Here is a 20,890-nt window from a genome sequence, read left to right on the forward strand (position 1 = left end):
CGATGAGCCGTGCTTGCCAATGACACTTTGTGTCATATAGCATCGTTAGTGTCATTTGCGTTCACCCAACGACCTTGCGAGCAGCGGGAGACCAGCAAATCCGACGTCCATTGCAACCCTCAAAGGACACCGATATGGCCAAGACATTAGCGCTCCCCAAAGACCAACTGGTCAAGCATGCACTGACCCAGATGCAAAACACCCTGGCGGATAATACGTGGACCGACCGGCAAAAGCTGGCGCTCACTTGTCGCATCCTGTTCGACCATGGCCACGACTCCGGCCTGGCCGGGCAGATCACCGCACGCGGGCCAATGCCAGGCACCTATTACACCCAGCCGTTAGGCCTGGGGTTTGACGAAATCACCGCCAGCAACCTACTGCTGGTCAACGAAGACCTGGAAGTACTGGAAGGCCACGGCATTCCCAACCCGGCCAACCGCTTTCACACCTGGGTATACCGTGGCCGCCCGGATGTGAATTGCATCATCCACACCCACCCTACCCATGTCGCCGCGCTGTCGATGCTAGAAGTGCCGTTGCAGGTCTCGCACATGGACCTCTGCCCGCTGTACGACGACTGCGCATTCCTGCAAACCTGGCCGGGTGTGCCGGTGGGCAATGAGGAAGGGGCAATCATCACCACGGCCCTGGGGGACAAACGCGCGATTCTGCTCTCGCACCACGGCCAGTTATCGACCGGGGCAGCCATCGAGGAGGCCTGCGTGATCGCGCAGTTGATCGAACGCGCGGCCAGGTTGCAGTTGCTGGCAATGGCGGCCGGGACGATCCAACCGATCTTGCCGGAACTGGGGCGCGAGGCCCATGACTGGATCTCCAAACCCAAGCGCCACGGCGCCGCGTTCAACTACTACGCACGGCAGACCCTGCGCCAGCACGTCGATTGCCTGAACTGAAGCCCCCCCTTTTTGACCGGAGAATTCCCATGTCCAGCCTCAACATTCACGGCATCATCGGCTACACCATCACCCCGTTCAGTGCCGATGGGCAACGCATCGACTTCGACGCGCTCGGCCGCTCCATCGACCGCTTGATCGCCGGCGGTGTGCATGCCATCGCGCCCTTGGGCAGCACCGGAGAAGGCGCATATCTGAGCGACACCGAGTGGGACGAAGTCAGCGCCTACAGCCTGGAAAAAGTCGGCAAACGCGTGCCGACCATCGTCAGCGTGTCCGACCTGACCACCGCCAAAGCCGTGCGCCGCGCGCGCTACGCCGAAGCTCATGGCGCCGACGTCGTGATGGTGCTGCCTGCCTCCTACTGGAAACTCAGCGAAGCCGAAATCCTCGCCCACTACGCCGCGATCGGCGCCAGCATCGGCGTGCCCATCATGCTCTACAACAACCCGGCCACTAGCGGTACGGACATGTCGGTGGACTTGATCCTGCGTATCGTGGAACAGGTCGACAACGTGACCATGGTCAAGGAGAGCACCGGCGATATCCAGCGCATGCACCAGTTGCGTCGTCGCAGCGATGTGCCGTTCTACAACGGCTGTAACCCACTGGCGCTGGAAGCCTTCGTGGCCGGCGCCAAGGGCTGGTGCACGGCGGCGCCGAACCTGATCCCAGCGCTGAACCTGGCGTTGTATGACGCGGTGCTGGCCAATGACCTGAGCCAGGCGCAGGCCCTGTTCTATCAACAGTTGCCGCTGCTGGACTTCATCCTCAAGGGCGGGCTGCCGGCGACGATCAAGGCGGGCTTGGGCTTGACCGGTTTGGAGGTGGGAGACCCGCGGTTACCGGTGTTCCCGCTGGGCGATACCGCACGCAATCAACTCAAGGGCTTGCTGGAAGCCCTTTGAATGAAAACGCCCCGGTTCCTGCGAGCCGGGGCGTTGGCTTTACCTCTGCAAACGTCAGGTCTTGTCCTTGATCGTGGTGCTTGGGCCATTGCTCTTGACGCTGGCAATACCCTGGTCCCGCGCTGCTTCTGAAGAGTACTGCTCACTGGTGCCAATCACTTGGTGATTGGCCGCCTTAAGGTTGAAGTACGGCTTACCGTTCTGGGCCAGTTTTCGCTCATAGCGCTCGTCATGCGGGCTGTTGGTCTGCACGGAAGCGATGCCGTTTTCTGCAGCGCTGCGGGTGGCGTAAAGCTCGCTGGTCAAAATGGTTTCTGCGTTCGCCGCCTTCAGCACAAAACGAAACTGCCCGTTGCTGCTTTTACTCAACTCATACCATCCAGCCATGATTGTGTTCCTTCGAAGTGGGATTTCGTTTACCAGCTCGTAGGATTAAAGGCTAAGCACCCCGTATTGCCAGCCTGAACAGGCGTCCGGTATTTACCTGGAGACAAATGACAATAGTTCTCGATATCATTCGCGACGTTTTCCACAGCCTACGTCGTCAAGAAGGATATCCATGTCTCGTCCCAAGCCCGACCCGCTGTCGGCCGATGCCTTTCGCGGGTTTTATGCAGACATTCTGCATTTCCTGCGCAAGCGCACCGACAACGTCAGCGACGCGGCGGACATGACTCAGGACGTGTTCACCCAATGGCTGGATTACCGCGACCGAGCCAAGGTCGAGCAGCCTCGGGCGTTTCTGTTCCAGATGGCGCGCAACCTGCTGCGTGACCACTGGCGCAAACAAAAGGTGCGCCAGAGCGTGCATGGCGAACAAGCCGACAAGCCCTGCGAGCCACTCACCGACGAGCAAAACGAACCCATGGCCGCCGCCCTGCGCCTGCAACGCCTGGAACAGTTGAAAGAAGTCCTCGCCGAACTCTCGCCCCGCCGACGAGAAGCCCTTATGCTGCACCGCTTCGAAGGCCTGAGCCAGGCGCAGATCGCTGAGCGCATGGGCATTTCGACCAGCATGGTGGAAAAGCACATTGCCTTTGCCCTGCTGCATTGCAAGCGACGCCTTCAACACGACCCCGGCACGGAGCAGCCAGAATGAACCGCCTGAGCGACACCGACAGCCTGGATATCGAAGCCAGCGATTCCATCGATGCCCAAGCCGCCAGTTGGTTTGCACGCAACCGTGAGGACACCGGCCGTGCCGACCGCAAGGCCTTCGCGGCCTGGTACGCGGTGCCGGCCCACGCCCGTGCTTATGCCGAGTTCGAACAATTGTGGGCCGACCTGGCCCAATTGCAGCAACTGAACAAACCCGTGGCGCTGGCGCCCCGTAAGTCGTCCCCGTGGCGTCCGGCGCTGGCGGTGGCCGCCGCCGTGTTGTGCGCGGTGATGGCGACGCACCTCGGCGCGCCCCGCGAGCTGTATCACACCCAGGTGGCGGCCCAAGCCAAAGGCACGCGCACCCTGAACCTGCCGGATGGCAGCACGCTGTACGTGAACGCTAACACCCGCCTGCGCGTGGACTTCAGCGCCCACCAGCGCATCGTGCACTTGGATCAGGGCCAGCTGTATATCGAAGTGGCCGCCGACAAGGAACGGCCATTGTTCGTGCAGGCGGGGGAAGCCCGCGTGCGGGTGGTCGGCACCGGTTTCGATGTGCGCCGCAGCCCGCAACAACTGGTGGTCAGCGTTGCCCACGGTCAGGTCGCGTTCGAACCCACGGCCAGAAGCCCGGTCGCCATGCTCGGGGCGCAGCAACGCGCCGGTTACAACTACGCCAAAAGCACGCTGGTGCAATCCTCCCTCACCGACGAAACGGTGGCGGATTGGCGCAGCGGGCACCTGGCGTTTCGCAATCGCGAGCTGGCCAGCCTGATCGACGAAGTGAGCCTGTACCGCCCTCAGGCACCGTTGCAGGTCAGTCAGGCTGTGGCGCAGTTGAAGGTATCGGGCAACCTGGATGTGAATGACCCCGATGCGCTGCTCAACGCCCTGCCCGCGCTGCTGCCGGTGAAAACCGTGGTGCTGGCCGACGGCGCGATCAGGATCGAACCGAATCGTTAATCCGCAGAGCGCCACACTTGAGAATATTTTGCATTCGCATGTGTGGATTTTTTCCGCAGCCCCGTCTTCCTCCCGTCTGCGTTTGATACGCACGCCTTTCTGGCCATTTAGCCACCCTGGGGGATTTCATGTTTCGCGCGCCTTGCCTTGCTCTGCCGTTGTTTCGACCGACCCTTGCCGTCACCTGCCTGGCATTCAGCCTCGGCGCCCAGGCCGAATCGTTCACCCTGCATCTGCCCGCCCAGCCATTGGCCGCGTCCCTGAGCCAAGTGGCGCAGCAGACCAAAATCCAGTTGCTGTTCGACGAGACCCAGCTCAAGAACGTACAGGCGCCGGCACTCAACGGTGACTACAGCGCAGAGACGGCAATCCGCAACTTGCTGTCCAATGGCGAGTTCATCCTGATCAAAGTCGGCAGCACTTACGTGGTCAAACCCGAAGAGGCCAGGACCACCACCAGCGGCGCGATCCAGCTGGAAGCCCTGAGCGTGATCGGCACCGGCAATGAAGTCGACTCCAGCACCGTCGGCCGCTCCACCTTGAGCCAGGCCGATATCGAGCGCTACCAAGCCAATAACATTCCCAGCCTGCTGCAGACCCTGCCCGGGGTCAGCCAGGGTGGCTCGCTCAAACCCGGTGGCCAGACCATCAACATTCGCGGTTTCGGCGATGCCGAAGACGTGCCGCTCACCGTCGACGGCGCCACCAAGAGCGGCTTCGAACGCTACCAACAGGGCACGGTGTTTATCGAGCCCGAGCTGATCAAGAGCATCGAAGTAGAGAAAGGCCCCAACTCGCCCTTCACCGGCAACGGCGGCTTTGGCGGCACGGTCAACATGACCACCAAGGACGCCCCGGACTTGCTGCAAGACGGCCGCAACAGCGGCGCGATGCTCAAGTACGGTTACTCCAGTAACGACCACGAGCAGGTCTACAGCAGTGCCGTGTTCGGTCGCACCGACGACGGTCGTTTCGACGCCCTGGCCTACCTGACCAAGCGCGATGGCGACGACATGAAGGTTGCCGGTAAGTTGCCCAACGAAAATAACCAGTACCCGATCAACCCCCAGCGCCTGCCCAACTCTGCCCAGAACGTCGATGGGCAGTTGTTCAAGGTCAATGCGCACTTCACCGATGAACACAGCATGGGCCTGTCCTACTCGCGTTCCCACAGCGATCGCTGGACGCCATTTTCCGCCGCCAGCTACCCCACGCCACCGACGCAGGCCAATATCGACCGCTACGGCTATGAAGGCGCGTTGAAGCGGTTCCTGGCCAACCGCGATACGGTCGACACCACTTGGTCCGGCAAGTACGAATACCAGCCCCTGGATAACCCGCTGGTGGATCTGACCGTTAAATATTCGCAGTCCGACACCGAGCAAACCGACGAGCGCACCGCCACGGCGTTTTTCCAACTGGCCAGCGGCGGGCGCCGGATGGACACCGCCTACACCGACAAAAACCTCGACATCCGCAACGTCAGCCTGTTCGACACCGGGCCGCTGCAGCACGCGGTCACCGTCGGCACGCAGATCCGCAAACACACGCGGGAAACCGAGATGTGGATGCCTGGCACCACCTACAACACGCCGCGCTACAACTACGGGCATTTCCAGCCGGGCTTCATGCCCCACGGCAAGGTCGATACCAACAGTTTCTTCATTCAGGATGCGGTAACCCTTGGCGACGTGACGGTCACTCCGTCCTTGCGCTACGACCATGTGCGCAACCGTGGCGAGGCCAACGATGCGCCGTACTACAGCAACCCCAACCCGGCAGTCGGCCATGACTACAGCGACCGCACCTACACCGGCTGGTCGCCCCGTCTGGCGCTGTTCTGGACCGTCACCCCGCAGGTCGGGCTGTTCGCCAACTGGAGTCAGACCTGGCGCGCCCCGGTGATCGACGAACAATATGAAGTGCAGGGCGTGGGCAGTCGCACCGCCACCAGCGTCGATCTGGACCCGGAACGCATCACGTCGATCACCGTGGGCAACATCACCAGTTTCGATAACCTGATCGCCCAGGACGACAGCCTGCAAGTGCGTACCACGCTGTTCCACAACAAAGTCGAAGACGAAATCTTCAAGGCCACCGGCGTCGGCTGCCAGAACCAGGCAATCAATGGCGGCACGATTTCCACGGCCTGCCCGCCGGGGCCGATGTCCAACTACCGCAATATCGGCGGCGTGACCATCAAGGGTTTCGAGGTGGAATCGTTCTATAACTCCACGTACCTGTTCGGTTCGGTGTCCTACGCCTACACCACCGGCCAGCATGAAGGCGCCTACACCAACCCTTGGGGGCCGAACGTATCGGCGCGGGACATCCCGCCGACCAAATGGGTACTGGTGCTCGGCACCCATATTCCGGCGTGGGATGCCCAAGTGGGATGGATGGGCCAGTTCATCGGCGCCACCGACCGCCTGCCCAGCGACAAATACTCCGGCGGCCCCGGCAGCAGCGTCGGCGATACCTTTTACGACCAATACAACAACAAGCGCTACAACACCCAGGGCCTGTTCGCCAAATGGAAACCGCAGCAGGCTTACCTCAAGGGCACCGAAGTCAACTTCACCCTCGACAATATGTTCAACAATAACTACCGCCCGGCCCTGAGCGGCGATCGGGCCTACACCAAGGGCCGCGATGCGAAGATCAGCGTCACGCGTTTTTTCTGAACAACTGTACGGATAAATCCGCACGCAGCTGTAGGCCCGTGATCGGCGGGGGTTGTGGCTAGATGGGCATTCCATGAAGCCCTCTGAATTCCGGCCCCCCTTATGAGTTCGCGCGAAAACACCGGCATGGCCCTCGGCCTGCTGGGCGTCATCATCTTCAGCCTGACCCTGCCCTTCACCCGCATCGTGGTGCAGGACATCCACCCGTTGCTCAACGGCCTGGGTCGCGCGTTATTCGCTGCGGTGCCGGCGGCAGCGCTGTTGCTGTGGCGCCGCGAGCGTTGGCCCACTTGGCGTCAAGTGCGCGGCCTTTGCCTGGTGATCGCCGGGGTGATCCTGGGTTTTCCGGTGTTGTCGGCCTGGGCCATGCAAACCTTACCGGCGTCCCACGGTGCACTGGTCAACGGTTTGCAACCCTTGTGCGTGGCGCTGTATGCGGCGTGGCTGTCCCATGAACGACCGTCCAAAGCCTTCTGGGCCTGCGCGGCGCTGGGCAGTGGGCTGGTGCTCAGCTATGCGCTGATTACCGGCGCCGGCAGTATTCAAGCCGGCGACCTGCTGATGCTCGGCGCCATTGCCGTGGGCGGCTTGGGATATGCCGAAGGCGGCCGATTGGCCAAGGAGATGGGCGGCTGGCAGGTGATCTGCTGGGCATTGGTGCTGTCGACACCGTTGCTGATCGGCCCGGTGTGGTACCTGGCGGCGCAGCATCAGGGCGCGATCTCGGCGCGCACCTGGTGGGCGTTCGGCTATGTGTCGCTGTTCTCGCAGTTCCTCGGTTTCTTCGCCTGGTACGCCGGGCTGGCCATGGGCGGCATCGCACGGGTCAGCCAGATTCAACTGCTGCAGATCTTCTTCACCATTGCGTTCTCGGCGCTGTTCTTCGGCGAACAGATCGAGCCGATTACGTGGGTGTTCGCCTGCGGGGTGATCGTGACGGTGATGCTGGGGCGCAAGACAGCGGTGCAGCCTGCGCCAGTGCCCAAGCCCAGCGCAGTTTAACGGCGGGTGCCCAGGTAACCATCCGCGCGCAGCAGGGTTTCCAGGCAGTGTTCGGTGATGTGGTAGTACGCCTTGAGGGCCTGGATTTTCTCCAGTAACGAGGCGTTATCCACCGGCTCGGCGCGTTTGACCGCCAGGATCATCTTGTTCTTGTTGGTGTGTTCCAACGAGATGAACTCGAACACTTTGGTCTCGTAACCACAGGCTTCGAGGAACAGCGCACGCAGGCTGTCGGTAACCATTTCCGCCTGCTGGCCCAGGTGCAGACCGTATTGCAGCATCGGCTTGAGCAGCGCCGGGCTCTGGATCTGCAGGCGGATCTGCTTATGGCAGCACGGCGAGCACATGATGATCGATGCGCCGGAACGGATGCCGGTGTGGATCGCATAGTCAGTGGCGATGTCGCAGGCGTGCAGCGCGATCATCACGTCCAGCTCGCTGGGCGCCACGCTGCGCACATCGCCGCATTTGAACACCAGCCCGGGATGTTCCAGGCGTGCAGCCGCGCTGTTGCACAGGGTCACCATATCTTCGCGCAGTTCGACGCCGGTGACCTGGGCTTCAGCGTTGAGGGTATTGCGCAGGTAATCGTGGATGGCAAACGTCAGGTAGCCCTTGCCCGAACCGAAATCGGCGACCCGCACCGGCTGATCGAGTTTCAGCGGCGACGAGGTCAGCGCATGGCTGAACACCTCGATGAATTTGTTGATCTGTTTCCACTTGCGCGACATCGATGGGATCAGCGCCTGCTTGGCATCGGTCACGCCCAGGTCGGCCAGAAACGGCCGGCTCAGGTCGAGAAAGCGATTTTTTTCGCGGTTATGCTCGGCCGACGGCGCCTCACGCAGTTGCTGCGGCTTGCTCTTGAACAGCGAACTTTTGTTCTTCTTGCTGTACTCCAGCTGGGCTTCGTCGGTCAGCGCCAGCAAGTGCGCGTTCTTGAACGACGTCGGCAACAGTGCGGCAATTGCCGCGACGCCTTCGGCTACGGGCAGGTTCTTGGTGATGTCGCGGGTTTTGTAGCGGTACACAAAGGACAGGCACGCCTGCTCCTTGACAGTCACCGGTTTGATAATCAGCCGTTGCAGCTCGGCTTCGTCACCGACGTACTTGGCCAGCACCAGCTTGATAAAGGCATTGTGCGCGAGGCTTTCGCCGAGCAGTTCGATGAACTGGGCGTGATGATCCGGCGCAGGGCGGGCGGGTTGAGCGGTGACGGACATGAACAAAAACGCCTCGGGCTGGGAATGCCGGGCATTTTAGGGGGGATGGAGGCTCAGGGCACGGAGTTATTTGATCAACGGTACTGCACTTGAACACTGCTGGGGCTAAATGTGGGAGGGGACAATCCCCCTCCCACACTTTTTGATCGCGGTGTTTGGGCTACTCAAGTACCACCAGGCGATTGGGCAGTTCATTGCGCGCCTGGGTCACCGGCACATGCACCTTGAGCAACTCGCCACAGGCTTCGATGCAGGTAATGAACCCGGCCAGGGTCTGGCCTTGTTTGACCTGCTGGGTGAAGGCTTGGACGATGGCGTCCCAACGGCTGTCGTCCAGGCGCTTGGAAATGCCTTCATCCACCAGGATTTCCACGTAGCGCTCAGCCTCGCTGACAAAAATCAGCACCCCGGTACTGCCCACTGTGTGGTGCAGGTTCTGCTCCAGAAACTGCCGACGCGCCAGATTGGACGCGCGCCAATGCCGCACCGAGCGTGGGATCAGGCGCGTGGTGACTTTGGGCAAGCGAAACACCAGACACAGCACAATGAACGTCGCCCACTGCGCCAACAGCAAGGTGTACATGGTCAGGTAGCCGGACAGGTAATGCACCACGCCCGGCACCACCAGGGCGATCAGGCTGGCCCACAACAACGGGATGTACGCGTAGTCATCGGCACGGGCGGCCAGCACCGTCACCAGCTCGGCGTCGGTCTGCTGCTCGACCCGGGCGATCGCTTCGGCGACCTGGCGTTGTTCGTGTTCACTCAGTAGTGCCATGGTTGTAGATGCTCTTTTCTCGTTATTGTCATTACCATCCGCCCGAGGCCCCGCCGCCGCCGAAGCCACCGCCGCCGCCCCGGAAACCACCGCCCCCTCCGCCGCCGCCACCGCCGCCACGTCCGCTGCTGCTGAGGATCGCCAACAGGATCGCACCCACCGGCAGGCCCAAGCGATTGCACAGCCACAACACGCCGATCAGCAACACGAACAGGCCAATGGAGAGCCGCGGATTATCCTTGGCAAAGTTGCCATCCGCCACATGGGCCGGCACCGCCAGCGGTTCACCGCCGACCACTTGGATCATCGCAGCCACACCGTCGCTGATGCCCTGGCTGTACTGGCCGGCCTTGAACTTGGGCGCGATCACTTGGTTGATGATCACCCAGGACTGCGCATCGGTCAGTACACCTTCCAGGCCGTAACCGACTTCGATGCGCAACTTGCGCTCATCGCGGGCGACGATCAACAGCGCGCCGTTGTCCTTTCCCTTCTGGCCGATGCCCCACTGGCGCCCCAATTGATAACCGAAGTCCTCGATCGGCACGCCTTGCAGGTCAGGTACGGTGACCACCACGATCTGATCGCCGCTCTTCTGCTCCAGCGCCTGCAACTGCTGGGTCAACTGCGCGCGCACCGCCGGGTCGATCATTTGGGCGTTATCCACCACCCGCCCGGTCAGCGCCGGGAAGGTCAACGCCGCCTGGGCCACGCCCACGCAGGCCAACAGCCACAGCGCCAGGCCTATCCTTAATAAACGCATCGACACCTCAGTGCAGCCTTATTTGAACTTCACTTGCGGCGCTTTATCGGCATCGGCACTGGTGGCTTCGAACGTGGCGCGGATCGGCAAATCGCTGTACATCACGCTGTGCCACAGGCGGCCCGGGAAGGTGCGGATCTCAGTGTTGTACGCCTGCACGGCCTGGATAAAGTCGCGGCGCGCCACGGCGATGCGGTTTTCGGTGCCTTCCAGTTGAGATTGCAGGGCCAGGAAGTTCTGGTTGGCTTTCAGATCCGGGTAGCGTTCGGAGACCACCATCAAGCGATTGAGGGCGCCGCTCAAACCGTCCTGGGCCTGCTGGAACTGCTTGAGTTTTTCCGGGTTGTCCAGGGTGCTGGCATCGACCTGGATCGACGTGGCCTTGGCCCGCGCTTCGATCACGGCGGTCAGGGTGTCCTGCTCATGGGCGGCATAGCCCTTGACCACTTCCACCAGGTTGGGGATCAGGTCGGCACGACGTTGGTACTGGTTCTGCACTTGGCCCCAGGCTGCTTTGGCCTGCTCGTCCAGGGTGGGAATGTTGTTGATGCCGCAACCGCTCAGCACCGTGCTGATCAATAGCAGAGCCGCGGCCTTGAGGCCCCAGCGGTTAACCTGTGCTGCTTGCATGGTGTATCTCCTGCCCAAACTGGATGGAATTGGATGACCTGCCCTATAAACCGCGCGCTTGGGGCATAATCCGCCACCACTGGTACGCATCGAGCCAATCAGCTACAAAGATGCCCAGCGCGAATAAGAGTTCAGAGTGTGCTGCATTTATCTGAACAACGCCCGAACAACAATAGACGCTCCCCACATTTTGGCCGATCAGCGCAAGCGCTGTGCAGTGAGCCGAAAAAGGATATTCATGAAAAAGCTGTGTTTGCTCGGCCTTGTTGCCACTCTGGCCAGTCACCCCGTATGGGCAGAAACAAAGCCTGCTGCGCTTAAGGACAAGGACGCTTTCGTCAGCGACCTGCTCAAGCAGATGACCCTGGATGAGAAGATCGGCCAATTGCGCCTGATCAGCATCGGTCCCGAAATGCCCCGCGAGCTGATCCGCAAGGAAATCGCCGCCGGCCGCATCGGCGGCACGTTCAACTCCATCACCCGCCCGGAAAACCGTCCGATGCAGGACGCGGCCATGCGCAGCCGCCTGAAGATCCCGATGTTCTTCGCCTACGACGTGATCCACGGCCACCGCACCATTTTCCCAATCAGCCTGGCCCTGGCCTCCAGCTGGGACATGGATGCCATCGGCCGCTCCGGGCGCATCGCCGCCCAGGAAGCCGCGGCCGACAGCCTCGACATCACCTTCGCGCCGATGGTCGACATCTCCCGCGACCCGCGCTGGGGCCGCACCTCCGAAGGCTTCGGCGAAGACACTTACCTGGTCTCGCGCATCGCCGAAGTGATGGTCAAGGCGTTCCAGGGCACCAGCCCGGCCAATGCCGACAGCCTTATGGCCAGCGTCAAGCACTTCGCCCTGTACGGCGCGGTGGAAGGCGGTCGCGACTACAACGTGGTCGACATGAGCCCGGTCAAGATGTACCAGGATTACCTGCCGCCCTACCACGCCGCGATCAAGGCCGGTTCCGGCGGTGTGATGGTGGCGCTCAACTCGATCAACGGCGTGCCCGCCACCGCCAACACCTGGCTGATGAACGACCTGCTGCGCAAGGACTGGGGCTTCAAGGGCCTGACCGTCAGCGACCATGGCGCGATCTTCGAACTGATCAAACACGGCGTAGCCAAGGACGGGCGTGAAGCCGCGAAGCTGGCGATCAAGGCCGGCATCGACATGAGCATGAACGACTCGCTGTACGGCAAGGAACTGCCGGGGCTGCTCAAGTCCGGCGAGATCGAACAGAGCGACATCGACAACGCCGTGCGCGAAGTGCTCGGCGCCAAGTACGACATGGGCCTGTTCAAGGACCCGTACCTGCGCATCGGCAAGGCCGAGGACGACCCGGTCGACACCTATGCCGACAGCCGCCTGCACCGCGCCGAAGCGCGCGACATCGCCCGGCGCAGCCTGGTGCTGTTGAAGAACCACAACGACGCCCTGCCCCTGAAGAAATCCGCCACCATCGCCCTGGTCGGCCCACTGGCCAAGGCGCCTATCGACATGATGGGCAGTTGGGCCGCCGCCGGCCGCCCGGCGCAATCGGTGACTCTGCAGGACGGCCTCAACGCCGTGATCGGTGAAAAAGGCAAAGTGATCTACGCCCGCGGCGCCAACATCACCAACGACAAAGCCGTAGTCGATTACCTCAATTTCCTTAACTTCGATGCGCCGGAAGTGGTGGATGACAAGCGCTCGCCCCAGGCCATGATCGACGAGGCGGTCCAAGCGGCCAAGCAGGCCGACGTGATCGTCGCCGCAGTGGGCGAGTCCCGTGGCATGTCCCACGAGTCGTCGAGCCGCACCGACCTGAACATCCCGCAAAGCCAGCGCGATCTGATCAAGGCGCTCAAGGCCACCGGCAAACCGCTGGTCCTGGTGCTGATGAACGGCCGCCCGCTGTCGATCCTGGAAGAGAACCAACAGGCCGATGCGATTCTGGAAACCTGGTTCGCCGGCACCGAAGGCGGTAATGCAATTGCGGATGTGCTGTTCGGCGACTACAACCCGTCGGGCAAACTGCCGATCACTTTCCCACGTTCGGTGGGGCAGATTCCGACCTACTACAACCACCTGACCATCGGCCGCCCCTTCACACCGGGCAAACCGGGCAACTACACCTCGCAGTACTTCGATGACACCACCGGGCCGCTGTTTCCGTTTGGTTATGGCCTGAGCTACACCACGTTCAGCCTGTCGGACATGGCCCTGTCGTCCACCACCCTGAACAAGACCGGCAAGCTCGACGCCAGCGTCACCGTGAAAAACACCGGCAAGGTCGACGGCGAAACCGTGGTGCAGCTGTATATCCAGGACGTGGCCGGCTCGATGATCCGCCCGATCAAGGAGTTGAAGAACTTCCAGAAAGTCATGCTCAAGGCCGGTGAAGAGCGCACGCTGCACTTCACCATCACCGAAGACGACTTGAAGTTCTACAACACACAGCTCAAGTACGCCGCTGAACCGGGCGAGTTCAATGTGCAGATCGGCCTGGACTCTCAGGATGTACAGCAACAGAGCTTCGAACTGCTCTAAGCCTGACCCGGTCAAAAAATGTGGGAGGAGCTTGCCCCCTCCCACATTTGATCTCAGTGTTCTTGCTAGCCTCGCCGGTCCAGCAAGTTCACCACCAACCGATCTATCCACCCCCAGACACGCTGCTTGACCCGCCGCCACAATGGCCGTGCCTTCCACGCCTCCAGGCTCACCGCCTGGCTCTGGGCAAAGTCCCGCTCAAAACTCGCCACCACCGCCTGGGTCAGCTCGGGGTCCAGTGCTTCCAGATTGGCTTCCAAGTTGAAGCGCAGGTTCCAGTGGTCGAAGTTGCACGAGCCGATGCTTACCCAGTCGTCCACCAGCACCATCTTCAGGTGCAGGAAGCACGGCTGGTATTCAAAGATCTGTACGCCTGAACGCAGCAAACGCGGGTAATACCGGTGCCCGGCGTAGCGCACGGACGGGTGATCGGTGCGCGGCCCGGTGAGCAGCAAACGCACGTCCACGCCGCGCCCCGCCGCTCGGCGCAAGGCACGCCGCACGCCCCAGGTCGGCAGGAAATAGGGAGTGGCCAGCCAGATGCGCTGGTGGCTGTTGTTCAGCGCGCGGATCAACGATTGCAGAATATCGCGGTGCTGGCGGGCGTCGGCGTACGCGACGCGGCCAAGCCCCGGCCCGCTGGCGGGCACTTTGGGCAGACGCGGCAAGCCAAAATGGGTCGCCGGTTTCCACGCGCGGCGCGCCGCGTTGGCGTGCCATTGGCGGTCGAACAATGCCTGCCAATCCAATACCAGCGGGCCGCTGATCTGCACCATCACTTCATGCCACTCGGCCGTGTCGTGGCCCGGTGTCCAGAACTCGTCCGTCACGCCCGTGCCACCCACCACCGCCACATGCTGGTCGATCAGCAACAGCTTGCGGTGGTCGCGGTACAGGTTGCGCATCCAGCGACGCCAGCTCAGGCGATTGTAAAAACGCAGCTCCACGCCCGCGTCGGTCAAGCGCTTGCGCAGCGACAGGGTAAACGCCAGGCTGCCGTAGTCATCGAACAGGCACCGCACGCGCACACCGCGCTCGGCGGCGAGCACCAACGCTTGCACCATTGCCTCGGCGCACGCGCCGGCCTCTACCAGGTACAACTCCAGATCCACTTGCCGTTCGGCGCGGGCAATGCCCACCAGCATCTGCGGAAAAAACTGCGGGCCGTCGATCAACAACTCGAAACGGTTGGCGCTGCGCCACGGGAACACCGCGCCGCCCATGTCAGCGCGCCGTGAAGATCAGCACCGCACCCACCGGCACCGACAAACTGATGGACTTGAGCCCGGCCGCCTTGCGCAGCGCGGCCACCCCGGGCGCCAGGTCGAAATCCTCGGCGTGCAGCACCACCGGTTCCAGGGTCACCACCTGGAAGCGTCGGTCATCCAGGCGCGTAGCCAGCAGTTCGGCGCTGTAGGTCTGGGTCTTGCCATGCAAGGTCACACTCAGGGGCAGGCGCAACTCCAGTTGCGCGCCCGGGGCCAGATCATTGATGGGTTGCAGGTTGATCTGTGCGCTGATCAGCGCTTCGGGGAAGGTCTTGATCTCGAACAACTGATTGCGCATGCGTTCATCGCGCAGCGGAATGCCACTGTTGACCGACTCCAGCTCCACCTGCACCTGCGCCGCGCCCTTGTCGTCGACCTTGCCGTGCAAGACCAGGAAGCGCTGGACCTCGGCAATCTCGGTGTTTTTGGTGGTGACGAAAGACAGGCGCGAGGACTCGTTGTCCAGGTACCAGTCGGCGTGGGCGGGCACGGCGACAGCGGCCAGCAGGACAAAAGCCAGGGGTTTGATAAACGAAACGTCGAACATTAAGGACTCGCGGGGCGAAAAACCTGCACGAACCTTAAGCGCAATGTCACGAACGGCGCAAATCCAAATGTGGGAGTGGGCTTGCTCGCGAAAATGCGGTGAGCCTGTTGGCACATCTTTACTGACAGACAGCTTTGGCGGGCAAGCCCGCTCCCAAAGGGGATCTTGTGTCAGGGGTTCAGGCGACAGCCTTGGCGCTCCCCCAACCAACGCGCCGTATGGGTGCGCCCCAAGCCACTGGCCGTTACTTCGCTACGCAGCGGGTTATCGGTGAACGCGCTGGTCGGCACGTACTGTTTTACGTACCCCAGGCAATACGCCGCCGGGTTATTCGCGACATAGCGGCAGGAGCAATATTCCTTGGCGGTGTACGCCGCGATGATATCGGGGAAGGCTTGCAGGTTGACGCGCTCGTGCCAAACCCACCCCAACAGCGCGAGCAACAGCAGCAGAAACAGGCTGGTGAACGGACGACGACGGATCATGGTTGCACCGCCGCAAGTACGCGTTTGAGCAGTTCGTTGTGGCGGTAGCTGCCGTCGCGGTCGTCGCCGTAGCGCACGATCACCAGGCGCTGCTCGGGCATCACATACAGCGCCTGGCCCCAGTGGCCGAGGGCGGCGAAGGTGTCGGCGGGGGCATCGGGCCAGGGCCTTGGCGTGCCTTGATTAAGCCACCAATGGCCGCCGGGCGTGGCTTCGTCCTGGCCGGCTTTGTAGTTATCGAACGCCTGGCGATTGAAGGCCACCCAGTCCCTGGGCAGCAGTTGCTGGTCCTTCCAACGCCCATCCCGCGCCATCAGTAGGCCGACCCGCGCAAGATCGCGAGCGGTGAGGTAGGCATAGGAGGAGGCAACAAAGGTTTCGTCGGCGTCGGTTTCCCAGGTGGCATTGCGAATACCCAGCGGTGTGAACAGCGCATCCCACGGGTAGCTCATGTACGCCTTGTGGCCAAGCATGCCTTTAAGAGCAGCGGATAAAAGATTGCTGTCGCCACTGGAATACCGAAACGCCCGCCCCGGTGCGCTGAAGGTGTCGCTGTTCGCGGCGAACTCGGCCATATCCGCGCGCCCGCGGGTGTAGAGCATCGCCACGACGGAGGATTTTAGCGGGGCGAATTCGTAGTCTTCCTGCCAGTCCAGGCCCGAGGCCCAGTGCAGCAGGTCGGCCATGGTCACCGTCGGGTGCTGCTTCATCGGCGGGTAGAAACGCGCCACCGGGTCGCTCAATTTGAAGCGATTGTCGCCATAAGCCACGCCCAGCACGCAGGCCATCAGGCTCTTGCTCACCGACCAAGTCAGGTGCGGCGTGCTGGCGCTGGTGGGCGCGGCGTAGCGTTCGTAAATAACTTTACCGTCGCGGATCACCAGTAAGGCATCGGTGCGAATGCCTTGGCGGGTGGCGTCGTCGCGCGGTGCAAAGGCATAGGCGTCCAGGGCTTCGAGCGCGGGGCCGGTGAGCGGCGTGCCCTTGGCCCATTCTTGGTCAGGCCAGGTCTCAGCATGGCCGTTAATAGTGATTAACAGCAGCACGGCGCACAACAGACCTTTGACCATAGACACGGACTCAACGGGGCATTCAAACCCGCGAGCCTAGCCCCGCTGGATGACAGATTGACGACACAGTGCCTGTCATCCAAGCGTCACCATAACTTCATGGAGATGACACCGGGCCTCCATAGCCTGAGTTTGGACAACAAAGTCGACCGGCCGAAACGTGGCCGGCACTCGGAGACTCGCCATGACTCAGATCGCCCGCATCAGCGACACCGGCAATGAACGCCGTCTGCAAGCCGAACGCCTGATCGGCGCCCAGGCTTTGCAGGAAGCCCAGGCCCTGCGGTTCAACGTATTCAGCGGCGAGTTCAATGCCAAGCTGAAAGGCGCGGAACATGGCCTGGACATGGATGATTATGATGTGCACTGCAGCCATATCGGCGTGCGGGACTTGAACACCGGTCGTCTGGTAGCCACCACACGCTTGCTCGACCACCAGGCCGCCAGCACGCTGGGGCGGTTCTACAGTGAAGAAGAATTCAGCCTGCATGGCTTGCTCCATCTCAAAGGCCCGATCCTGGAGATTGGCCGCACCTGCGTCGACCCGGCCTATCGCAACGGCGGCACCATCGCCGTGTTGTGGGGTGAGTTGGCCGAAGTGCTCAACCAGGGCGGCTACAGCTATTTGATGGGTTGCGCGAGCATTCCCATGCACGACGGCGGCATCCAGGCCCACGCGATCATGCAGCGTCTGCGCGAACGCTATCTGTGCAACGAGCACCTGCGCGCCGAGCCGAAAAAACCGCTGCCGGCCCTGGATCTGCCGTCCAACGTGATCGCCGAAATGCCGCCGCTGCTCAAGGCCTATATGCGCCTGGGGGCGAAGATCTGCGGCGAGCCGTGCTGGGATGAGGATTTCCAAGTGGCCGACGTATTTATCCTGCTCAAGCGCGACGAGTTGTGCCCACGCTATGCGCGCCATTTCAAGGCGGCCATGTGATGAGCCGCCTGCGCGTGTACGGGCGCATCGCCCGGGTGTTGCTGGTGGTGGCGCTGGGCTTGAGCATGGCCAGCGTGTTCGGTGTGTTCGAGCGGCTGGGCATCGCCAACTCGATGGTGCGGCGCCAACGCTGGTCGCGGTTTTTCATGGCGCGGCTGACCAACGCCCTACCCTTTCGCGTGACGGTACACGGTGAGTTGCCGACGCAGCCGATGCTGTGGGTGAGCAACCACGTGTCCTGGACCGACATTCCGCTGTTGGGCGCCGTGGCGCCGATGTCGTTCCTGTCCAAGGCCGAAGTGCGCACCTGGCCGGTGGCCGGCTGGCTGGCGGCCAAGGCCGGTAGCCTATTTATCCGCCGGGGTTCGGGCGACAACCAACTGATCCGCAAACAAATGACCCGCCACCTGGAACAACAGCACCCGCTGCTGATGTTCCCCGAAGGCACCACCACCGACGGTCGCAGCCTGCGCACCTTCCACGGGCGCCTGCTGGCCAGCGCCATCGATGCGGATGTGTCGCTGCAACCGGTGGCGATCCGTTACCTGCGTGACGGACAGGTCGATCCCCTGGCGCCGTTTATCGGCGATGACGACTTGCTCTCGCACCTGATGCGGTTGTTCGCCAATGACCAGGGCGATGTGGAAATTCATGTGCTCACACCGATTGCGTGCGCCGGGCAGGAACGCGCGGCGCTGGCTTACCAGGCGCAGCAGGCGGTGCAGAAGGTGTTGTTTGGGCCGGTGCCGGAGGTAGAACAAGTAGCGGCGCGACCAGCGTTCGCAGCTTGAGACAAATGTGGGAGGGGGCAAGCCCCCTTCACATTTAGTTTGATGTTGTCAGTTGAGACTGTGCGAACACCTGCAATTCAGGGTAGAAGCGCCGGAAGTCTTCACTCAACGGTTCATATAAAAGTCGCAACTCCTGCATCGCCTGCCCCAACTCCTCAGGCTGCGTCAGCCGCCGCGAAATCCCACGCAACACCTGCTCCATCACCGCAAAGTCGCGGTACGAGCCCAACCAATCATCGGCCGCCATAAACGGCGCAATCTGCGCCAACCGCCCGGGCAACTGCGGTTCGGCAGCCAATACGCGGTATACCTGCGAGGTGAAGTGCTCCAGCGGCTGGTCGGCATACAAGGTCCAATCCCGCGCCAGGCAGTGATCGAAGAACACGTCCAAAACAATCCCCGCATAGCGCCGACGGGTCAGGCTGAAGCGCGACAACGCCTGCCCCACCAACGGATGGCTGTCGGTGAAACGGTCGATCGAGCGATGCACCTGGATCGCCGCTTCGATGGATGGGCTGAACTGGCCCTGCAGACGGCCTTTGACGAAGTCGCCATACAGGCTGCCCAGCAGTTGTGCAGGAAGTTGGCCGCCCAGGTGCAGATGTGCGAGATAATTCATGGCGCGCAGTTTAGCACTGCCGCCAACGTATCGTTATAACCCGATATACCGATTTGAGATGATCTCAGAGCTAAATCGTATTGGTATATCGGGATATACCGATTTAAAGTTCGCCTCATCGCGATATAACGCTTTACGACACCGAGCACACTGCCATGTCCATCGACCTCGACGAAATAATAAAAGCCCTGGCGCACCCAGTACGGCGAGACATCCTCAACTGGCTCAAAGACCCAAAAGTGCAATTCCCCGAGCAATTGCACAACCACGAATACGGCATCTGTGCCGGGCAGATCGACCAGCGCTGCGGCTTGTCCCAGTCGACCGTGTCGGCGCACCTGGCCACCTTGCAACGGGCGGGTCTGATCAGCAGCCAGAAGGCCGGGCAGTGGCACTTTTTCAAACGCAATGAGGAAGCGATCCAAGCCTTCCTCACGGCGCTTATCACTGAACTCAGCGCTGAACCGCTGTAAAAAGGATCCGCAAATGCCCCTCTCGCTCCTCATCCTGGCCTTGAGCGCCTTCGCCATCGGCACCACCGAGTTCGTCATCATGGGTTTGCTGCCCGATGTGGCGGCGGACCTCGGTGTATCGATCCCTGGCGCCGGTTGGCTGGTCACCGGTTACGCCCTGGGCGTGGCCATTGGCGCGCCATTTATGGCACTGGCCACGGCCAAACTGCCACGCAAGGCAGCTCTGGTCGCGTTGATGGGGATCTTCATTATCGGCAACCTGCTCTGCGCACTGGCCAGCGACTACAACGTGCTGATGTTTGCCCGCGTGGTCACCGCGCTATGCCACGGCGCGTTCTTCGGCATTGGTTCGGTGGTGGCGGCCAACCTGGTGCCGGCCAACAAGCGGGCCTCGGCCGTAGCCCTGATGTTCACCGGTTTGACCCTGGCCAATGTCCTCGGCGTGCCCCTGGGCACCGCACTGGGCCAGCAAGCCGGCTGGCGCTCGACCTTCTGGGCCGTGACGGTGATCGGTGTGGTGGCGCTGATCGGGCTGATCCGCTTCTTGCCGGCCAAGCGCGATGAAGAAAAGCTCGACATGCGCGCCGAACTGGCCGCCCTCAAGGGTGCTGGTATCTGGCTGTCGCTGAGCATGACGGCGCTGTTCGCTGCGTCCATGTTCACCCTCTTCACCTATGTGGCGCCGCTGTTGGGCGATGTCACCGGAGTGTCGCCCAAAGGCGTGACCTGGACCCTGCTGCTGATCGGCCTGGGCCTGACCGTGGGCAACATCATCGGCGGCAAACTGGCGGATAAACGTCTGGCGGCCACGCTGATTGGCGTATTTATCAGCATGGCGGTGGTGTCCACCGCGCTGAGCTGGACCAGCGTCGCCGTGATCCCCACCGAAATCACCCTGTTCCTGTGGGCAACCGCCGCGTTCGCCGCCGTGCCGGCGCTGCAGATCAACGTGGTGACCTTCGGCAAGGCCGCTCCGAACCTGGTGTCCACCTTGAACATCGGCGCGTTCAACATCGGCAACGCCCTCGGTGCCTGGGTCGGTGGCAGCGTGATCGCTCATGGTTTCGGCCTGACCAGTGTGCCGCTGGCGGCCGCTGCCCTGGCGATCCTTGCCCTGTTGGTGACCTTGATAACGTTCCGTCAGAGCGGCGATGCCGACCTGGCCCCTGCGACCAACTGATCCAAGTAACTAGAGAAG

The 20,890-nt window shown here is 61.9% G+C and carries 21 protein-coding genes; 11 read left to right on the forward strand and 10 right to left on the reverse strand.

The features are described from left to right. Nucleotides 1-134 precede the first annotated feature (134 nt). On the forward strand, nt 135-917 hold the full coding sequence (locus ACFZPT_RS04490; RefSeq protein WP_034096351.1) for an aldolase: 783 nt from the start codon (nt 135-137) through the stop codon (nt 915-917). Nucleotides 918-946: 29 nt separating this feature from the next. Further along, on the forward strand, nt 947-1,825 hold the full coding sequence (locus ACFZPT_RS04495; RefSeq protein ID WP_034096350.1) for a dihydrodipicolinate synthase family protein: 879 nt from the start codon (nt 947-949) through the stop codon (nt 1,823-1,825). A gap of 54 nt (nt 1,826-1,879) precedes the next feature. Here ACFZPT_RS04495 and ACFZPT_RS04500 read toward each other — a convergent pair whose 3' ends face one another. Beyond that, nucleotides 1,880-2,212, reverse strand: a complete 333-nt coding sequence (locus tag ACFZPT_RS04500; protein WP_034096349.1) for a YegP family protein — start codon at nt 2,210-2,212, stop codon at nt 1,880-1,882. Nucleotides 2,213-2,384: 172 nt separating this feature from the next. Between ACFZPT_RS04500 and ACFZPT_RS04505 the strand changes: the two genes are divergently transcribed. From ACFZPT_RS04505 to ACFZPT_RS04520, 4 genes are all read left to right on the forward strand, one after another. Then, a complete protein-coding gene (locus ACFZPT_RS04505) occupies nt 2,385-2,924 on the forward strand; it encodes an RNA polymerase sigma factor (protein ID WP_094064690.1) in 540 nt (179 codons plus the stop codon). Further along, complete coding sequence (locus ACFZPT_RS04510) at nt 2,921-3,889, forward strand: FecR domain-containing protein (RefSeq protein ID WP_099312655.1); 969 nt, start codon at nt 2,921-2,923, stop codon at nt 3,887-3,889. Before ACFZPT_RS04505 ends, ACFZPT_RS04510 begins: the two co-directional genes overlap by 4 nt. 128 nt (nt 3,890-4,017) lie before the next feature. After that, nucleotides 4,018-6,573 carry a TonB-dependent receptor gene (locus tag ACFZPT_RS04515; protein WP_099312657.1) on the forward strand — a complete coding sequence of 852 codons (2,556 nt, stop codon included), beginning with the start codon at nt 4,018-4,020 and terminating at the stop codon, nt 6,571-6,573. 102 nt (nt 6,574-6,675) lie between these two features. Continuing rightward, complete coding sequence (locus ACFZPT_RS04520) at nt 6,676-7,575, forward strand: DMT family transporter (RefSeq protein WP_034096345.1); 900 nt, start codon at nt 6,676-6,678, stop codon at nt 7,573-7,575. Here the strand turns inward: ACFZPT_RS04520 and ACFZPT_RS04525 are convergent. The 4 genes from ACFZPT_RS04525 to ACFZPT_RS04540 all read right to left on the reverse strand — a co-directional run bounded on the left by ACFZPT_RS04525 (nt 7,572) and on the right by ACFZPT_RS04540 (nt 10,969). Next, nucleotides 7,572-8,798, reverse strand: a complete 1,227-nt coding sequence (locus tag ACFZPT_RS04525) for an SAM-dependent methyltransferase (RefSeq protein ID WP_034096344.1) — start codon at nt 8,796-8,798, stop codon at nt 7,572-7,574. The genes ACFZPT_RS04520 and ACFZPT_RS04525 overlap by 4 nt on opposite strands. A 160-nt stretch (nt 8,799-8,958) precedes the next feature. Further along, entirely contained in the window at nt 8,959-9,576 is a 618-nt protein-coding gene (locus ACFZPT_RS04530; RefSeq protein WP_034112348.1) for a TPM domain-containing protein, read from the reverse strand. Nucleotides 9,577-9,607: 31 nt separating this feature from the next. Next, nucleotides 9,608-10,339, reverse strand: coding sequence for a YgcG family protein (locus ACFZPT_RS04535; RefSeq protein ID WP_099312659.1), 732 nt, complete (start codon nt 10,337-10,339; stop codon nt 9,608-9,610). Nucleotides 10,340-10,357: 18 nt separating this feature from the next. After that, nucleotides 10,358-10,969 carry a LemA family protein gene (locus ACFZPT_RS04540; RefSeq protein ID WP_034096341.1) on the reverse strand — a complete coding sequence of 204 codons (612 nt, stop codon included), beginning with the start codon at nt 10,967-10,969 and terminating at the stop codon, nt 10,358-10,360. 238 nt (nt 10,970-11,207) lie between these two features. Between ACFZPT_RS04540 and bglX the strand changes: the two genes are divergently transcribed. Beyond that, entirely contained in the window at nt 11,208-13,499 is a 2,292-nt protein-coding gene (gene bglX / locus ACFZPT_RS04545; RefSeq protein WP_099312661.1) for a beta-glucosidase BglX, read from the forward strand. A 65-nt stretch (nt 13,500-13,564) separates the two neighbouring features. On the opposite strand, the gene ACFZPT_RS04550 is transcribed toward bglX, so the two are convergent. The 4 genes from ACFZPT_RS04550 to ACFZPT_RS04565 form a co-directional block, all read right to left on the reverse strand. After that, nucleotides 13,565-14,722, reverse strand: a complete 1,158-nt coding sequence (locus ACFZPT_RS04550; protein WP_034112344.1) for a phosphatidylserine/phosphatidylglycerophosphate/cardiolipin synthase family protein — start codon at nt 14,720-14,722, stop codon at nt 13,565-13,567. 1 nt (nt 14,723) lies between these two features. After that, nucleotides 14,724-15,314, reverse strand: coding sequence for a YceI family protein (locus tag ACFZPT_RS04555; RefSeq protein WP_034096338.1), 591 nt, complete (start codon nt 15,312-15,314; stop codon nt 14,724-14,726). Nucleotides 15,315-15,484: 170 nt separating this feature from the next. After that, nucleotides 15,485-15,799 (reverse strand): hypothetical protein, encoded by a 315-nt coding sequence (locus ACFZPT_RS04560; RefSeq protein ID WP_034096337.1) that lies wholly within the window; start codon nt 15,797-15,799, stop codon nt 15,485-15,487. Further along, complete coding sequence (locus ACFZPT_RS04565; protein ID WP_047883027.1) at nt 15,796-16,869, reverse strand: serine hydrolase; 1,074 nt, start codon at nt 16,867-16,869, stop codon at nt 15,796-15,798. Before ACFZPT_RS04565 ends, ACFZPT_RS04560 begins: the two co-directional genes overlap by 4 nt. A gap of 184 nt (nt 16,870-17,053) precedes the next feature. On the opposite strand from ACFZPT_RS04565, the gene olsB reads away from it, so the two are divergent. Both olsB and ACFZPT_RS04575 read left to right on the forward strand, forming a co-directional pair. Beyond that, a complete protein-coding gene (gene olsB, locus ACFZPT_RS04570; protein WP_034096335.1) occupies nt 17,054-17,809 on the forward strand; it encodes an L-ornithine N(alpha)-acyltransferase in 756 nt (251 codons plus the stop codon). Further along, nucleotides 17,809-18,600, forward strand: a complete 792-nt coding sequence (locus ACFZPT_RS04575; protein WP_099312663.1) for a 1-acyl-sn-glycerol-3-phosphate acyltransferase — start codon at nt 17,809-17,811, stop codon at nt 18,598-18,600. The genes olsB and ACFZPT_RS04575 overlap by 1 nt, the downstream gene beginning before the upstream one ends. Nucleotides 18,601-18,634: 34 nt before the next feature. Here ACFZPT_RS04575 and ACFZPT_RS04580 read toward each other — a convergent pair whose 3' ends face one another. Further along, nucleotides 18,635-19,219, reverse strand: a complete 585-nt coding sequence (locus tag ACFZPT_RS04580) for an ACP phosphodiesterase (protein ID WP_099312665.1) — start codon at nt 19,217-19,219, stop codon at nt 18,635-18,637. A gap of 155 nt (nt 19,220-19,374) precedes the next feature. Between ACFZPT_RS04580 and ACFZPT_RS04585 the strand changes: the two genes are divergently transcribed. Continuing rightward, on the forward strand, nt 19,375-19,692 hold the full coding sequence (locus tag ACFZPT_RS04585) for a helix-turn-helix transcriptional regulator (protein WP_034096332.1): 318 nt from the start codon (nt 19,375-19,377) through the stop codon (nt 19,690-19,692). 13 nt (nt 19,693-19,705) lie between these two features. Beyond that, complete coding sequence (locus tag ACFZPT_RS04590) at nt 19,706-20,872, forward strand: MFS transporter (RefSeq protein ID WP_034096331.1); 1,167 nt, start codon at nt 19,706-19,708, stop codon at nt 20,870-20,872. Nucleotides 20,873-20,890 lie beyond the last annotated feature (18 nt).

This window comes from Pseudomonas sp. MD330_10 (assembly GCF_042610415.1).
Lineage (GTDB): Bacteria > Pseudomonadota > Gammaproteobacteria > Pseudomonadales > Pseudomonadaceae > Aquipseudomonas > Aquipseudomonas rhodesiae.

Coding starts and splice junctions, on each gene's coding strand:
- ACFZPT_RS04490 (WP_034096351.1), top strand. CDS start 135: ATGGCCAAGACATTAGCGCTCCCCAAAGACCAACTGGTCAAGCATGCA.
- ACFZPT_RS04495 (WP_034096350.1), top strand. CDS start 947: ATGTCCAGCCTCAACATTCACGGCATCATCGGCTACACCATCACCCCG.
- ACFZPT_RS04500 (WP_034096349.1), bottom strand. CDS start 2,212: ATGGCTGGATGGTATGAGTTGAGTAAAAGCAGCAACGGGCAGTTTCGT.
- ACFZPT_RS04505 (WP_094064690.1), top strand. CDS start 2,385: ATGTCTCGTCCCAAGCCCGACCCGCTGTCGGCCGATGCCTTTCGCGGG.
- ACFZPT_RS04510 (WP_099312655.1), top strand. CDS start 2,921: ATGAACCGCCTGAGCGACACCGACAGCCTGGATATCGAAGCCAGCGAT.
- ACFZPT_RS04515 (WP_099312657.1), top strand. CDS start 4,018: ATGTTTCGCGCGCCTTGCCTTGCTCTGCCGTTGTTTCGACCGACCCTT.
- ACFZPT_RS04520 (WP_034096345.1), top strand. CDS start 6,676: ATGAGTTCGCGCGAAAACACCGGCATGGCCCTCGGCCTGCTGGGCGTC.
- ACFZPT_RS04525 (WP_034096344.1), bottom strand. CDS start 8,798: ATGTCCGTCACCGCTCAACCCGCCCGCCCTGCGCCGGATCATCACGCC.
- ACFZPT_RS04530 (WP_034112348.1), bottom strand. CDS start 9,576: ATGGCACTACTGAGTGAACACGAACAACGCCAGGTCGCCGAAGCGATC.
- ACFZPT_RS04535 (WP_099312659.1), bottom strand. CDS start 10,339: ATGCGTTTATTAAGGATAGGCCTGGCGCTGTGGCTGTTGGCCTGCGTG.
- ACFZPT_RS04540 (WP_034096341.1), bottom strand. CDS start 10,969: ATGCAAGCAGCACAGGTTAACCGCTGGGGCCTCAAGGCCGCGGCTCTG.
- bglX (WP_099312661.1), top strand. CDS start 11,208: ATGAAAAAGCTGTGTTTGCTCGGCCTTGTTGCCACTCTGGCCAGTCAC.
- ACFZPT_RS04550 (WP_034112344.1), bottom strand. CDS start 14,722: ATGGGCGGCGCGGTGTTCCCGTGGCGCAGCGCCAACCGTTTCGAGTTG.
- ACFZPT_RS04555 (WP_034096338.1), bottom strand. CDS start 15,314: ATGTTCGACGTTTCGTTTATCAAACCCCTGGCTTTTGTCCTGCTGGCC.
- ACFZPT_RS04560 (WP_034096337.1), bottom strand. CDS start 15,799: ATGATCCGTCGTCGTCCGTTCACCAGCCTGTTTCTGCTGCTGTTGCTC.
- ACFZPT_RS04565 (WP_047883027.1), bottom strand. CDS start 16,869: ATGGTCAAAGGTCTGTTGTGCGCCGTGCTGCTGTTAATCACTATTAAC.
- olsB (WP_034096335.1), top strand. CDS start 17,054: ATGACTCAGATCGCCCGCATCAGCGACACCGGCAATGAACGCCGTCTG.
- ACFZPT_RS04575 (WP_099312663.1), top strand. CDS start 17,809: ATGAGCCGCCTGCGCGTGTACGGGCGCATCGCCCGGGTGTTGCTGGTG.
- ACFZPT_RS04580 (WP_099312665.1), bottom strand. CDS start 19,219: ATGAATTATCTCGCACATCTGCACCTGGGCGGCCAACTTCCTGCACAA.
- ACFZPT_RS04585 (WP_034096332.1), top strand. CDS start 19,375: ATGTCCATCGACCTCGACGAAATAATAAAAGCCCTGGCGCACCCAGTA.
- ACFZPT_RS04590 (WP_034096331.1), top strand. CDS start 19,706: ATGCCCCTCTCGCTCCTCATCCTGGCCTTGAGCGCCTTCGCCATCGGC.